Genomic DNA, 14,803 nt, shown 5'->3' with positions numbered 1-14,803 from the left:
AACGCTGCCATATCGACCACATCCAATGGAGACCCCATGAAACGCACCTCCCTGTGCCTGCTCGCCGCCCTCTTCGCCGCTCCCGCCTTCGCCGCCGCCCCGATGGCCAAAACCCAGGCCCCCGGCTATTACCGCATGATGCTGGGCGACTTCGAAGTCACGCCCCTGTCCGACGGCACCGTCGACCTGCCGGTTGACAAGCTGCTGACCCAGAAGGCCGACAAGACCAATGCGGCGCTGGCCAAGGCCCACCTGAAGGTCCCGCTCGAAACCTCGGACAATGCCTTCCTGATCAATACCGGCAGCAAGCTGATCCTGATCGACACCGGCGCCGGCGTGTTCTTCGGCCCGACCCTGGGCAAGATCCAGGCGAACCTGAAGGCCGCCGGCTACACGCCGGAGCAGGTCGACGAGATCTACCTGACCCACATGCACAGCGACCACCTGGGCGGCCTGAGCGCACAATCGAAAGCCGCCTTCCCGAACGCGGTCGTGCGCGCCGCCAAGCGCGAAGCCGACCATTGGCTGAGCCAGGCGAACATGGACAAGGCGCCCGAAGACGGCAAGGGCAGCTTCAAGAACGCGATGGCCGCGCTCGATCCCTACGTCAAGGCCGGCAAGTTCAAGACCTTCGATGGCGATATCGAGGTCTCGCCCGGCATTCGCGCCCAGGGCGGACATGGCCACACGCCGGGCCACACCACCTTCGTGGTGGAGAGCCGTGGCCAGAAGATGGTCGTGATCGGCGACCTGATCCACGTGGGCGCGGTGCAGTTCGAGGATCCGGCGGTAACGATCGGCTTCGACGGCGACCAGAAGGCGGCGGCTGCCGCGCGCAAGAAGCTGTTCGATGCGGCGGCCAAGGACGGCGCGCTGATCGGCGCGGCCCACCTGCAGTTCCCGGGCATGGGTTACCTGCGCAAGGAGGGCAAGGGTTACCGTTACGTCCCGGTCAACTACACCCGCATGCCGTAAATGTAGGGTGGGCACTCTGTGCCCACGCGGTACGGCGCATGCACGTCGAAACCATTTTTACAAGCGTTTCGACATGCATGCCATGTACCGCGTGGGCGGAGCCCGGTGAACCCGGCATTGCGGCCATTGGCCGCAATGCCCCCTACGCAGCATTCCGAGTGTCTGGCCGCACCGTTGCAAGCACCGCCATCAGATTCTCCAGATCCACCGGCTTGACCAGGTGATGCGCAAAGCCCGCATCCAGCGCCAGCCGGCGGTCCGCTTCCTGCCCATAGCCCGACACGGCGATCAGCACGCTATGTGCCGTCTCCGGCTGCGCGCGCAGGCGCCGTGCCAGTTCGTTGCCGTCGATGTCGGGCAGGCCGATGTCGAGCAGGCAGGCATCGGGCCGGGCACTGCGCGCCAGTTCCAGCGCGCGCAGGGATTCGTGTTCGATGAAGACTTCGTGGCCGCTCGCTTCCAGCAGCATGGCCAGCGTCGTCGCGGCGTCGACGTTGTCGTCCACCACCAGCAGGCGCAGGCCGCCGGCGCGCCTTGACGCGGCCTCCGGCAGCGCCTGGGCTGAAGCCGCGCCCGCCGCCAGCGGCAGGGTCACCGTAAAGGTGCTGCCCTGCCCCAGGCCCGGGCTGGCGCAGGTGACGGTTCCGCCGTGCAGCTCGACCAGGTTGCGCACCAGGGCCAGGCCGAGCCCGAGGCCGCCCTGCGAGCGGTCCGAGCTGCGCTTGGCCTGGGCAAACAGGTCGAAGGCGCGTGCGGTCAGCTCCGGCTCCATGCCGATGCCGTTGTCGCTGACGGCCAGCACCAGCTTGCCGTCGCGGATCTCGGCGCCGATCTCGATCGCGCCGTCTTCAGGCGTGTATTTCACGGCGTTGCCGAGCAGGTTGGCCAGCACCTGCACCAGGCGCGCCCGGTCGCCCTCGACTGTCAAAGGCACGCTGGGCAGGTGCAGCGACAGGCGCTGGCGCCGCGCGCCCAGCTGCGGGCGCACCTGTTCGACGGCTTCGTCGACGATGGCGCGCACGTCGAGCAGGCTGCGATCGAGTTCGATCAGGCCGCGCGTGACGCGCGAGACGTCCAGCAAGTCGTCGACCAGGCGCGTCATGTGGCGCACCTGGCGCCCGATGATGGCGCTGCTGTGGCGCACCCGGGTTTCATTGAGCGAGCCCATGTCGAGCAGCATGGCCGCCGCGCTGATCGGCGCCAGCGGGTTGCGCAGTTCGTGGGCCAGCATGGCGAGGAATTCGTCCTTGCGCTGGTCGGCCACCTTCAATTGTTCCTCGGCCTGCTTGCGGTCGGTGATCTCGCGGAAGAACACGGCGATGCCGCCGTCCTGGGTCGGGAAGGCGCGGATCTCGTTCCAGCCGCCGCGCCCGTCGAGCGGCGGCAGGCGGTACTCGACGGCGCCGGCGACCCGCTGCTCCATCGCCCGGTGCAGCATGTGGCCCGCTTCGCTGCCCTCCACTTCGGGAAACAGCTTCCAATGGTTGCGCCCGACGACCTCCTCGGCCGTCTTGTGGCAGATGCGCAGGCCCTCGGCGTTCATGCGGGTGATGGTCCAGTCGGGGTCCATCAGCGCGAAGCCTTCGACCATGGTGTCGAAGATGTAGCGGCTACGGTCGCGCTCGGCGCGCAGCGCGGCCTGGGCGCGCGCCGTCTCCAGCGCACCCCAGGTACGCTCGGCGGTTCCGCGCGTAAAGCGCACATCGGCATCGGTCCAGCGATAAGGCTGGGCGCGGTTCAGGCTGAGGAAGCCGACCAGGCGGCCAGCGCGCATCAGCGGCACGGTCAGCACGGCGGCCGCTCCTTCCGCGTGGAAGATGGCGCGCGCCTCGGCGCAGCGCGGGTCGGTGTCGACATCGTCGACGACCAGGGTTTCCCCAGCACGCGTGAGCGCGGCCAGCGTCGGACCGAATCCGTCGAGCGGGTAGCTCGCACGCGACAATTCCCGGGCACCGCCGGCATTCCACTGGTGGCGCACGGTGAATGCGCGGCCGGCGTCGTCCACCTCGGCGTAGGTGGCGCGGCTCAGCCCCAGCTCTTCACCCAGCAGCGCGCTGGCCGTGGACAGCACCTCGTCGGGCGTGCCCAACGGGTGCAGCAGGTCGGACAGTTTCAGTTCCAGCGCGGCGCGGCGTTCCGCCTGGACCCGGGCCGTGGTCTCAATCGCGGTGCAGTACATGCCGGCGACCTTGCCGTTGCCATCGTGCAGGGGCGAGTAGGAGAAAGTGAAATAGCCCTGCTCGGGAAAGCCATGGCGCACGACCGTCAGCGGCAGGTCTTCGTAGAACGCGGACTTGTCCGACAGCGCGCGGTCGATGATCGGCACGATGTCCGACCAGATCTCGGCCCAGATCTGCTGGAAGGGCTGGGCCAGCGCGGCCGGGTGCTTGGAGCCGAGGATGATGGCGTAGGCGTCGTTGTAGAGGAAGCGCAGGTCCGGGCCCCAGGCGACGAACATCGGGAAGGCGGAGTCGAGCGACATGCCGACGGCGGTCGTCAGTTCCGGCGGCCAGGTGTCGGGATGGCCGAGCGGACAGGTGCTCCAATCATGCGCGGCGATCAGCGCACGTACGCCGGCCAGGGGGCGGGAAGGATCGGTGGTGAAAAGTCGGCGCATCTTCCGATTGTCCCACAGGCAGGCTATTGCCGGAGCATAAGTTGCTCCGGCTGGCGGCTGCGCGTGCTCCGATTACAACTTGATGAAGTGCTCGCGGTAATACTTGAGTTCTTCGACCGACTCGATGATGTCGGCCAGGGCCGTGTGCTTCTGGTGCTTCTTGAAACCGGAGGCCAGGTCCGGCTTCCAGCGGCGGCACAGTTCCTTCAGCGTCGATACGTCCAGGTTGCGGTAGTGGAAGAAGGCTTCCAGCTTCGGCATGCCGCGCGCCATGAAACGGCGGTCCTGGCAGATGGTGTTGCCGCACATTGGCGACTTGCCGGCCGGAACAAAATTCCTCAGGAAGGCGATCAGGGCCGTTTCGGCGTCCGCTTCGGTCACGGTCGAGGCGCGCACGCGGTCGATCAGGCCGGAACGGCCGTGGGTGCCCTTGTTCCAGTTGTCCATCTTGTCCAGGGTTTCGTCGGACTGGTGGATCGCGAACACGGGGCCTTCGGCCAGCACGTTCAGGTGCATGTCGGTGACGACGACAGCGACTTCGATGATGCGGTCGGTATCCGGGTCGAGGCCCGTCATTTCCATGTCGACCCACACCAGGTTCATGTCGTTGGGACGCTGGACGGTGGTGGAGACTGCGGAATCGGTTGGGTGTGACATAATTCTCTCTTTGCCTAATCAATCCTGCATTTTCTCACAGGCACGGAATGTCTTCACTTGCGTTTTCGGTATTGTTCGTCGTTTTCTTCGTGCTCACGCTGGGCCTGCGCTTCTGGCTGGCCAATCGCCAGATCCGGCATGTGCTGCGCCACCGCGGCAGCGTGCCCCTTGAATTCGCGCACAAGATCCCGCTCGAGACGCACCAGAAAGCGGCCGACTACACGGTCGCCAAGACCCGCTTCGGTATTGCCGCCCTGCTCTGGGGCGGCCTGACCCTGGTCGGCTTCACCCTGCTCGGCGGCCTGCAGGCTTTGTCCACTGCGCTGCTCCATGCGGCCGGTCCCGGCATGCTATACCAGATCGGCCTGATCGCCGCGTTCGCCATCATCTCCGGCCTGCTCGACCTGCCCTTCGACTGGTACCGCCAGTTCGTGCTGGAACAGCGCTTCGGCTTCAACAAGATGAGCGTCAAGCTCTGGCTCACCGACATGGTCAAGGGCGCGCTGGTCGGCGCCGTCATCGGCCTGCCGCTGCTGTGGGTGGTCCTGAAGCTGATGGAATCGACCGGTTCGCTCTGGTGGTTCTGGACCTGGCTGGTCTGGAGCGGTTTCCAGCTGCTGATGATGGTCTTGTATCCGAGCGTGATCGCGCCGATGTTCAACAAATTCACGCCGCTGAGCGACGAAAGCCTGAAAAGCCGTATCGAAGGCCTGATGGCGCGCGTCGGATTTGCCTCGAAGGGCCTGTTCGTGATGGACGGCAGCCGCCGCAGCGCCCACGGCAACGCCTATTTCTCGGGCTTCGGCGCGGCCAAGCGCATCGTCTTCTTCGACACCCTGATCGAGCGCCTGGCCCCGCACGAGATCGAAGCCGTGCTGGCCCACGAACTCGGCCACTTCAAGCTGCGCCACATCGTCAAGCGCATCGTCGTGATGTTCGCACTGTCGCTGGCCTTCCTGGCCCTGCTCGGCTACCTGAAGGAACAAGCCTGGTTCTACACGGGCCTGGGCGTGATGCCGCTGCTGGCCGGCCCGAACGACGCCATGGCCCTGCTGCTGTTCATGCTGGTGCTGCCGATTTTCACCTTCGTCTTCGGGCCTTTGAACGCGATCACCTCGCGCAAGCACGAATTCGAGGCCGATGCTTTCGCGGCGAAACACAGCGACGCGAACCACCTGGTCTCGGCACTGGTGAAAATGTACGAGGACAATGCCTCGACCCTGACGCCAGATCCGCTGCACTCGGCCTTTTATGATTCGCATCCGCCGGCCTCGGTGCGCATCGCCCACCTGAACGCGGCGGCGGTATGAGCCTGGTCCGACAGCACTGCACGCACGGGGCGCCGGCGCTCGATGCGGGCGCCCTCGCCGCGCTCATGGGCGAGGTGCCGCAGTGGCAACTGGAAGGCAGTCGCATCGTGCGTTCCTACGAGTTCAAGGATTACCACGAGACGATCGCCTTCGTGAACGCCCTCGCCTGGATGATCCACGCCCAGGACCACCATCCCGAACTGACGGTGCGCTATCGCCACTGCATCGTCGCCTACACCACCCACTCGGCGGGCAATGCCGTCTCGCTGAACGACCTGATTTGCGCTGCGAAAGCCGACGCACTCTACGAAGAACGGACCCGCGCGTGAATAAAGAAACCAAGCTGACCGGCACCATCATCGCGGCGCACGGCCGCCACTACCTCGCCGATGTGAATGGCGACAAATTCCAGTGCGTCACGCGCGGCAAGAAGACCAACGTGGCCGTGGGCGACGTCGTCCATTTAAAACAGACCTCGAACGACCAGGCCGTGATCGAGGAGATTGCCGAGCGCCAGACCCTGCTCTACCGCTCGGACCAGTACAAATCGAAACTGCTGGCGGCGAACATCTCACGCCTGTTCATCGTCATCGCCACCGAACCGGGTTTCGCCGACGATCTGGTCTCGCGCTCGCTCGTCGCCGCCGAAGCGGCCGGCATCGAGGCCCATATCATCCTCAACAAGACCGACGTCACGGAGCTCTTGCCGCGCGCCCGCGAACGCGCCGCCGTCTATGCAGCGCTCGGCTATCCGGTACACGAAGTTTCGGCCAAGGCCGATCCGGAGCATGCACTGAGCGTGCTGCAGCCGCTGCTGGCGGGCCAGTCCTCGATCTTCATCGGCCAGTCGGGCATGGGCAAGTCCTCGCTCATCAACCTGCTGGTCCCGGACGCCGACATCGCCGTGCGCGAAATCTCGGCCGCGCTCGACACCGGCAAGCACACCACCACGTTTACGCGGCTGTACTGGCTGCCCGACGGCGGCTCCATCATCGATTCGCCGGGCTTCCAGGAATTCGGCCTGTATCACCTCAGCGAAGGCATGCTCGAGCGCGCCTTCGTCGAGTTCAAGCCTTATCTCGGCGGCTGCAAGTACTACAACTGCCGGCACCTCGCCGAGCCGCAGTGCGCGGTGCTGACCGCGCTGGCCGAAGGGAAGATTGCGAAACACCGGCACGAACTCTATGGCCAGCTGCTGCACGAGTCGGCCCAGACGCTTTATTAGCCATACAACCCGAGCGGGCAAAAACCCTTATAATCAAGAGGATATTCTTCCTCCCCAGTTACTATGCCAGGCACCAAAGCGATCAAGCACTTCCTGCAGTTCTCCGATTTTTCGCTCGACGAATTCGAATACGTGATCGAACGCGCGAAGGTCATCAAGCGCAAGTTCAAGGCCTACGAGGTGTACCACCCGCTGGTCGACCGCACGCTGGTGATGGTGTTCGAGAAGAGCTCGACGCGCACGCGCCTCTCCTTCGAGGCCGGCATGCACCAGCTGGGCGGCGCCGCGATCTACCTGAACACCCGCGACAGCCAGCTGGGCCGCGGCGAGCCGGTCGAGGACGCGGGCCAGGTCATGTCGCGCATGTGCGACATCATCATGGTGCGCACCTTTGGCCAGGACATCATCGAGCGCTTCGCCGCCAACTCGCGCGTGCCGGTGATTAACGGCCTGACCAACGAACACCATCCCTGCCAGGTACTGGCCGACGTCTTCACCTTCTACGAGCACCGCGGCCCGATCGCGGGCAAGACGGTGGCCTGGATCGGCGACGCCAACAACATGCTGTATTCCTGGCTGCAGGCGGCCGAAGTCTTCGGCTTCCACCTGAACATCGCGACCCCGAAGGGCTACGAGCTCGACCCGAGCCTGGTATCGACGCAGCGCTACACCCTGTTCGACAATCCATCGGACGCCTGCGAAGGCGCGCACCTGGTCAGCACCGACGTCTGGACCAGCATGGGTTTTGAAAAGGAAAACGCGCAGCGCCTGCAGGACTTCGACGGCTTTATCGTCGACGGCGCCAAGATGGCGCGCGCCAATCCCGACGCCGTCTTCATGCACTGCCTGCCCGCCCACCGCGGCGAGGAAGTCGCGGCCGAGGTCATCGACGGTCCGCAGTCGGTCGTCTGGGACGAAGCGGAGAATCGCCTGCACGTTCAAAAAGCGCTGATCGAGTACCTGCTGCTCGGTAAAATCGAAGATAACTAATTTTTCACCCACCTTTGTTTGATCGTCGGTCCGCAAGGACCGGCTGACCTTCAATCCCTCCTCCTCTCCACACTGGAACCTCCATGAGCGACATCAAAAAAGTAGTTCTCGCCTACTCCGGCGGCCTCGACACCTCCGTCATCCTGAAATGGCTGCAAGACCATTACAACTGCGAGATCGTCACCTTCACGGCCGACCTCGGCCAGGGCGAAGAACTCGAGCCGGCCCGCGCCAAGGCCATCAAGTTCGGCATCAAGCCTGAAAACATCTACATCGACGACGTGCGCGAAGAATTCGTGCGCGACTTCGTGTTCCCGATGTTCCGCGCGAACACCGTCTACGAAGGCGAATACCTGCTGGGCACCTCGATCGCGCGTCCGCTGATCGCCAAGCGCCTGATCGAAATCGCCAACGAGACCGGCGCCGACGCCATCTCGCACGGTGCGACCGGCAAGGGCAACGACCAGGTCCGCTTCGAGCTGGGCGCCTATGCGCTGAAACCCGACGTCAAGATCATCGCTCCATGGCGCGAGTGGGACCTGCTGTCGCGCGAAAAACTGCTGAAGTACGCGGAAGACGCTGGCATCGAGATCGACATGAAGCACAAAAACGGCGGCGCGCCCTACTCGATGGACGCCAACCTGCTGCACATCTCCTTCGAAGGCCGCCACCTGGAAAACCCGAGCGCGGAAGCCGAGGAATCGATGTGGCGCTGGACGGTCAGCCCTGAACAGGCGCCGAACGAAGCCGAGTACCTCGACATCGAATACGAAAAGGGCGACATCGTGGCCCTGAACGGCAAGCGCATGTCGCCGGCCGAAGTGCTGACGGAACTGAACCGCCTGGGCGGCAAGCACGGTATCGGCCGCCTGGATCTGGTCGAGAACCGCTACGTCGGCATGAAGTCGCGCGGCTGCTACGAGACGCCGGGCGGCACCATCATGCTGCGCGCCCACCGCGCGATCGAGTCGATCACCCTGGACCGCGAAGTGGCGCACCTGAAGGACGACCTGATGCCGCGCTACGCTTCGCTGATCTATAACGGCTACTGGTGGGCTCCGGAACGCGTCGCCCTGCAGACCCTGATCGACCACACCCAGGCTACCGTGAACGGCTGGGTGCGCGTCAAGCTGTACAAGGGCAACGTGATCGTCGTCTCGCGCGACTCGAAGACCGATTCGCTGTTCGACATGAACATCGCGACCTTCGACGAAGACGGCGGCGCCTACAACCAGGCCGACGCCGGCGGCTTCATCAAGCTGAACGCGCTGCGCATGCGCATCGCGGCCAAGGCACGGGCAAAACGGGGCCAATAAGGCGGCCAGTAAGCACGCCGCTCGGTCATCGGAAGCCGCCTTCGGGCGGCTTTTTTCATGCGCGGATTCGTGGTAAAAATATTGTTTTTACGACCACGAGCATGAGCGGCCGCATGAGCACCCCCTCATCGAATCCCTGCCTCGACTGCGGCGCCTGCTGCATGAGCTTTCGCGTGTCCTTCTACTGGACCGAGGGCCTGGATCTGCCCGACGGCCTGAGCGAACAGGTCACTCCGCACCTGGCCTGCATGGCCGGCACCAACGCCTCCAGCCCGCGCTGCGCCGCCCTCGGCCGCGGATCGGAAGGACCGATGGCCTGCGGCGTCTATGAAAGCCGGCCCAGCCCCTGCCGCGAAGTCCAGATCGGCGACGACAAGTGCACACGGGCGCGGGCGCGGCACGGCCTGGCGCCGCTGCCGGCCTAGGCGCACGACGCCGGTCGCGGCGTCCCGTCGAGCAGCACCAGCCGTGAGCGCAGCACGTCGACCTCGCCCGCGCCATCCAGCGCGAACGCGCCCACGCGCTCCCGCGCATAGCTGCGCATGGTGCGGCGCAAGTCCGACTGCAGGGACGGGGCAGGCTGCTCGGTCAGCGCGTACAGGAACAGGTCCGGGTCGGCCTTGCCTGGCTGCGCCGCGGCGCCGTGCGAGGCCAGGATGCCGGCGCGCTGCGCGTACAGCATGTCCACCACGACCAGGCGCCCCGGCACCAGGTCGGGATAAAAAACCAGGTCGCGCCCCGCCAGCGCCTGGATCGCCGTATGCGGCAGGAATTCGGCAAGCGCCCGGCACGGCTGTCCCGTGCGCGCCGCCGCCCGTGCCAGCGGGCGGGCCAGCGGCGCCAGGGCGGCCATCGCGAGGAAAGACCGGAGTGTCTGCATGATGCTCCTTGCTCTGGTAAGGGATGCCCGGTTCAGGGCACGATGTCGAAGCGCACCATCATGTGGTGGTCCTCGTGGATCGTGTTATGGCAATGCATGATGTACTTGCCGACGTAGTCCTCGAAGCAGATCAGGATCCGTACCGTTTCGCCGGGACGCAGCTCGAAGACGTCCTTGCGTCCGCGCTCGTGCAGGGGCGGCGCGGCGCCGTTGCGGGTCAGGATGCGCGCCTCCTCGAAGTGGATGTGGATCGGGTGGCTCCAGCTGCCCTTGCCCTGCAGCTCCCATACTTCCTCGACGCCCTGCTTGATGACCGCAGCGGGCTTGGTGACGTCGAACAGCCTGCCGTTGACGGTCCACAAATCGTTCTCGCGGTCGAACTCCCACTTGCGTACCCGCGTATTGCGCGGCACGACCGGTGCGCGCAGGGGACGCAGCACGGCCGGTACCTGGCTCACATCCGGCTCGGCCGGTTCGCGGTCGACGTCGAAGCGCAGGATCTGGGTACCGGGCGTGAGCAGGCGCCCGGTCGGGCCGCGTCCATCGAGGTGCTCGAGCCGGTTCACGACATACACCTTGCTGCCGAGCGGGAATGTCGAGAAATCGACGACGATGTCGCCGCGCTCGGCCGGCGTCAGGCGCAGGCGGTCGGTCAGTACCGGCGCGCTCAGGAGGTTGCCGTCGTTGGCGATGTGGTGGAAGCGCTGGTCGACGCCCTCGTGCACGAGATAGAACTGGAAGAAGCGCAGCGAGGAGCCGTTCAGCGCGCGGAAGCGGTACTTGCGGCGCGCGACCGAAAAATAGGGCTGGATCTTGCCGTTGACGAGGAATTTTTCGCCGACGACGCCTTCCGGGTCGAACTGGTTGAAGTACAGGTAGCCGCCCGAATCGAAGGACTTGTCCTGGAACAGCAGCGGAATGTCGTACTCGCCGACGCCGCTCGGCAGCCGCAGCGCGCCGGGCCGCGTGTCCTTTTCGTCGCCGGTGTCGAGCTGGTCGAACACCAGGTAGAAGCCGGCCAGGCCACGGTAAACGTTGGGGCCGGTGAACTCCATGCGGTGGTCGTGGTACCACAGGGTGCCGAGCGCGCCTTCCGGGTCGCCGTCGGTGTCGGGGAAATCGGCGCTGTTGGACAGCTTGTTCGGATAATGGTGGTCCTTGAAGCGGCCGGCGCGCGTCAAGGTCGGGCCGTACTTCTCGCGGCTGTAGTAGTCGCCCGGGAAACCGTCGCTCTCCGAGGGTGTGTGGCCGTTGTGCAGGTGGGTCGAGATCTCGGGCGAGCCGAAGCCGACGTGGTCACGCGGCAGGTCGTTCTCGATGCGCACCAGGATCGGCTCGCCGTAGCGCGCCACGAAGGTCGGCCCCGGCAGCATGCCGTCGTAGCCCCAGATCTTCTGCTCAGGCAGGTGCGGATGGAAAGAGTGCTTCTCCTCCTTCACGCGCAGGCGGTAGAAGACGCGCGGCCGGTGCCGGTCCCAGGCCTGGTGCGGCAGGCGCCCCGCTTCGTCCTCGACCGGGTACTTGTCCGGCTCGGGACTGAGGCCGCTTTCCGGGCGCTTGATCTCCGGGATCGGCAGCGGCACCAGGAAGGGCGGCGTGGCCGGCGCCCGGCCCGGGGTGCTCTTCCTGAAATCGTCGCGCACGTCGCCGCCCTTGCCGTCGCTCTTGCCGCCATCGTCCGATGAAGACTTCGCGCTGGTCTTCCCCGCGCTGGACGGCGTTTTGGCCGTGCTGTCCGCCGGCGGCGTGGCCGGTGCAGGCGCCGCACCCGCCGCGGCTGCGGCAGCCTGCTCGACCTCGTAAGCGGCCTGCGCCGCCAGCGCCGCGGCGCCGGCCGCGCCCATGGCTGCGCCCAGCAGGCGGCGCTTCGGGTTCACGGCTGCGCCGCCCTCTTCTTCGCGTTCCTGAATCTGACTCATCGCCACCTCCATGCACTCAAGTCGGTTGGCCGTGGCAGCGGGTGCGGTGTGCGCAACCCGGCATGCCGCCGGCGAAACCGTTCCTTATTTGATCGGGAATCCCTCCCGCACCGCACCGGTACTGCTTTTTGCGCTGACGGTCCGCGTCGCGTCAGGTCCGCGCGGCGACTCGGTCACAAGGCGCCAGAAACCTGTCGCATCCACCGTGGCGGAGCCGAGCGGCGTTCCGGTCGCGGTCGGCCCGATGAAGACGGAAACGCTCACGCTCTGGGCACTTGATGGCGGCGAAGCCGTGCCTTCCACCACCCATTTCGTTGTCGTCACGCCTTTCGAGGTCGATGTGGAAGCAGTTGCCTTGGACAAGGCGATCGTGCCTGTCGGCCCAGGTCCGGCGCCGGTCCCGGCGGCTGCAACGGCGACGGACACGGTGGCCGGATCCGATTCCGTGTTGGTGCTGTCGGACACGGTGTACGAAAACACCGCCGTTCCCGCAGCCTGTGGCGTGAATGCGATTTTTCCCGTTGCGGGATCGGCGACAGCCGTTCCGGAAAGCGCTTGCTGCACGATTTTCACGGAGGCCGGGTCGAGCGTGCCATTGACCGCGGTGTCGTTGGCAAGCACGTCGATGACCAGCGTCGGGGCCGGCTCGGCCAGGGTGATGCTGGCGGTGTCGGCGACGGCCCGCGGCTTGATGGGGACCATCATCACCTCGATGTTGACCGTCGCGATATTGGAGTCGCTGGAACCGGCTGGTCCACTCAGGACATAGGTAAACGTGTCCATGCCAAAGTAATTTGGTGCGGGCACGTAGTTGACAAGTCCGGCGGAGTCGACCGTTGCGCTACCGTGGCCCGGGGCGCCCAGCAACTTGACGGTCAGCGCAGCGGCGTCGGTGTCGTTCTGGCGCACGTCGATCACGACGGGCTGGTTTTCCAGCGTCTTCGCCACGTCGTTCTGCGCATTGGCCGAGGCGACCACGTCCAGCCTGGTGGCGGACACCTGCAGCCGGCTGCGCCCGCCGGCTGCGGAGACGACACGCACAAACGGTGGAGGTGCTGCAAGGCCCTGAACCGTCAGGGTGCCGCCGACGAGCACGCCGAAGCCTTCGGCCACCAGCGCAGGATTCATCAGCGCATCGCTGGACGATGCCGAAATCGTCAGTACCTGCGTTTCCGCGTCGTAGTCGGCCTGGGTCACGCGGACCTCGTCGACCAGGTTCGCCTCGAATGTCGAGGGAGGCACATCGGCGTTGTTCGTGACCACGATCGAGGCCGGCAGCGAATCTGCCTGGGCCAACCGCGCCTGCCCGTAGAAATTCCTGCCGTTTGCACTCGCCTTCATCAGCGTCGGCGGCAGGTTGGCGCCTGCAAAGGACAGGTTCGGTTGCGCCGACCCGATACTCGGGAGAGTCTGCGCGAACAGGTCGATCTTCGCACCGCCGGCATCGCGCGAATAGGTGGCGCGATCGATCACGACCTTGCTGGGAATGGGCGCCGTATAGACGCGCCCCATCAGGTTGAACAGCGTGGTCTGGACAAGGTCGATACCGGGGCCGCCGACGTTTGGACCTTCGATCTTGAAAACGTTATTGTTGGGAAAAGGACTTCCCGTAATCGGCGTCGGGACAGCCGGATCGGCCAGATACGTGTTACCGCCAGGGAGAACCACAGGAGGCAAGGCGGCACCGCCGGGTGTGGCGGACGCGCGCAGGAACGGCCCGACGCGGCTGCTCAACGCACAAGTAAAGTCTCCCACGGGACAGTTAAGGCCGATATCTTCGGTAAAGGCGATTGCCCGCGGCCCCGGCGCGACATTGGGGAAGGTCTCCACCCCGTAAGGATGGGTGATGGTGTAGGTCCCGCCCGGCGGTGGAACATCGATGACGATCCTGACGCGGCCAAAGCTGATCTGGGTTCCTGCCAGGATGGGACCGGGAAAGGCGCCTTCCAGGCCGATGACCAGCTTGGCCTTTCCCGCGGCCGTCGGCACCGAGGTATTCAGGTTGTACCAGAAATGCTCGTCCAAAAAATTGTCCGGAAAGCGTACCGGTTGGGACGGATTGGGCAAGTCCGCAGCGAAGATCAAGCAGCTTCCCGAGGATAATTCCGCAGCGTTCGGGACGCACAGGTTCAGCGCGAGCCCGGTCGCATCCTGATACCAGCGCGGGTAGCCGTTGGCAGGATCGACGGGGCCGACCCGATACAGATCGGCCATGGCGAACGGGGCAAGAAGGAACAGCGCGATGAAACCTGCGCAGGCAACAATGCGACGCACCATACTGCATCTCCTCAGAGGTAGCCGGAAATCGAATTGACGATCTGGCGCGGCGTCGCCAGCGCGGGAATCATCGACCACCGGTCGCGCGCATCGTGGCCAATGCGCAGCATGCCCGTATGCTGCTTGAGATCGGCGTCGGCCACCGCGTCGAGCGTGTAGAAGCCGAGCCGGCGGCGCAGCAGCTCCACGTGGGCCGGGTCGCCGGTGAGGAAGGTCCAGCCGGGCTTGATGTCGAACTTGTCCATGTAGCGGCGCAGGTCGAGCGGCTTGTCGATCGCCGGCTGCAGCGTCAGCGAATACATGAAGACGTCCTTGCCCATGCGGTCGCGCAAGGCTTCCTGCACCTGCAGCAGATTCGCCGTGTTCGGCGGGCACAGGTTGCTGCAGTTCGCGTACATCATGTTGATGACGACCATGCGGTCCTTGACCAGGTCGTCGTAGAACCGGACCTGACGGCCGTCGTGGGTCTCGAGCAGTACGTTGGGCAGGCGGCGGCCGTCGTCGGCGGGCAGCGGGACCGGCTCGCGCGTCTGCGCATGCTTGATGACCGGGTAAAGCAGCGGTGTGGCGGCCGCGGCCGCCAGGAAAGCCCTGCGTGATTTCATGATGTTCCCCTCGTTTTTATTGGACCAGACTG

General features: G+C 65.4%; 13 protein-coding genes. 7 read left to right on the top strand and 6 right to left on the bottom strand.

What is annotated here, in order from left to right; translation table 11 throughout:
* The first annotated feature begins 36 nt into the window (after positions 1-36).
* Positions 37-975: an MBL fold metallo-hydrolase gene (locus C2862_RS01740; RefSeq protein WP_136218373.1), complete on the top strand. Its 939-nt coding sequence runs from the start codon at positions 37-39 to the stop codon at positions 973-975.
* 142 nt (positions 976-1,117) lie between these two features.
* Here the strand turns inward: C2862_RS01740 and C2862_RS01735 are convergent, their stop codons facing one another.
* Positions 1,118-3,592, bottom strand: coding sequence for an ATP-binding protein (locus tag C2862_RS01735; protein ID WP_210735835.1), 2,475 nt, complete (start codon positions 3,590-3,592; stop codon positions 1,118-1,120).
* Between the two features lie 72 nt (positions 3,593-3,664).
* Entirely contained in the window at positions 3,665-4,249 is a 585-nt protein-coding gene (gene orn / locus C2862_RS01730) for an oligoribonuclease (protein WP_229467244.1), read from the bottom strand.
* A 47-nt stretch (positions 4,250-4,296) separates the two neighbouring features.
* Between orn and C2862_RS01725 the strand changes: the two genes are divergently transcribed.
* The 6 genes from C2862_RS01725 (at position 4,297) to C2862_RS01700 (ending at position 9,515) form a co-directional block, all read left to right on the top strand.
* Positions 4,297-5,559 carry a M48 family metallopeptidase gene (locus C2862_RS01725; RefSeq protein ID WP_136218372.1) on the top strand — a complete coding sequence of 421 codons (1,263 nt, stop codon included), beginning with the start codon at positions 4,297-4,299 and terminating at the stop codon, positions 5,557-5,559.
* On the top strand, positions 5,556-5,888 hold the full coding sequence (locus C2862_RS01720) for a 4a-hydroxytetrahydrobiopterin dehydratase (protein ID WP_136218371.1): 333 nt from the start codon (positions 5,556-5,558) through the stop codon (positions 5,886-5,888). Before C2862_RS01725 ends, C2862_RS01720 begins: the two co-directional genes overlap by 4 nt.
* Complete coding sequence (gene rsgA, locus C2862_RS01715; RefSeq protein WP_136218370.1) at positions 5,885-6,784, top strand: ribosome small subunit-dependent GTPase A; 900 nt, start codon at positions 5,885-5,887, stop codon at positions 6,782-6,784. The genes C2862_RS01720 and rsgA overlap by 4 nt, the downstream gene beginning before the upstream one ends.
* A 63-nt stretch (positions 6,785-6,847) precedes the next feature.
* Positions 6,848-7,774, top strand: a complete 927-nt coding sequence (argF, locus tag C2862_RS01710) for an ornithine carbamoyltransferase (protein ID WP_136218369.1) — start codon at positions 6,848-6,850, stop codon at positions 7,772-7,774.
* An 83-nt stretch (positions 7,775-7,857) separates the two neighbouring features.
* Complete coding sequence (locus C2862_RS01705) at positions 7,858-9,090, top strand: argininosuccinate synthase (RefSeq protein WP_136218368.1); 1,233 nt, start codon at positions 7,858-7,860, stop codon at positions 9,088-9,090.
* 113 nt (positions 9,091-9,203) lie between these two features.
* Positions 9,204-9,515 carry a YkgJ family cysteine cluster protein gene (locus C2862_RS01700; RefSeq protein ID WP_136218367.1) on the top strand — a complete coding sequence of 104 codons (312 nt, stop codon included), beginning with the start codon at positions 9,204-9,206 and terminating at the stop codon, positions 9,513-9,515.
* Here C2862_RS01700 and C2862_RS01695 read toward each other — a convergent pair.
* From C2862_RS01695 to C2862_RS01675, 4 genes are all read right to left on the bottom strand, one after another.
* Positions 9,512-9,970, bottom strand: a complete 459-nt coding sequence (locus C2862_RS01695) for a hypothetical protein (RefSeq protein ID WP_136218366.1) — start codon at positions 9,968-9,970, stop codon at positions 9,512-9,514. The genes C2862_RS01700 and C2862_RS01695 overlap by 4 nt on opposite strands.
* A gap of 32 nt (positions 9,971-10,002) precedes the next feature.
* Complete coding sequence (locus tag C2862_RS01690) at positions 10,003-11,889, bottom strand: multicopper oxidase family protein (protein WP_229467243.1); 1,887 nt, start codon at positions 11,887-11,889, stop codon at positions 10,003-10,005.
* An 84-nt stretch (positions 11,890-11,973) separates the two neighbouring features.
* The gene (locus tag C2862_RS01680) at positions 11,974-14,166 is read right to left on the bottom strand and encodes an Ig-like domain-containing protein (protein ID WP_136218363.1); all 2,193 of its coding nucleotides are present in this window, start codon (positions 14,164-14,166) and stop codon (positions 11,974-11,976) included.
* An 11-nt stretch (positions 14,167-14,177) separates the two neighbouring features.
* Positions 14,178-14,771 (bottom strand): SCO family protein, encoded by a 594-nt coding sequence (locus C2862_RS01675; protein ID WP_136218362.1) that lies wholly within the window; start codon positions 14,769-14,771, stop codon positions 14,178-14,180.
* Positions 14,772-14,803 lie beyond the last annotated feature (32 nt).

The sequence above is a fragment of the Massilia sp. Mn16-1_5 genome (genome assembly GCF_004798585.1).
Lineage (GTDB): Bacteria > Pseudomonadota > Gammaproteobacteria > Burkholderiales > Burkholderiaceae_D > Telluria.
This window is presented reverse-complemented; position numbering and strand designations above follow the sequence as displayed.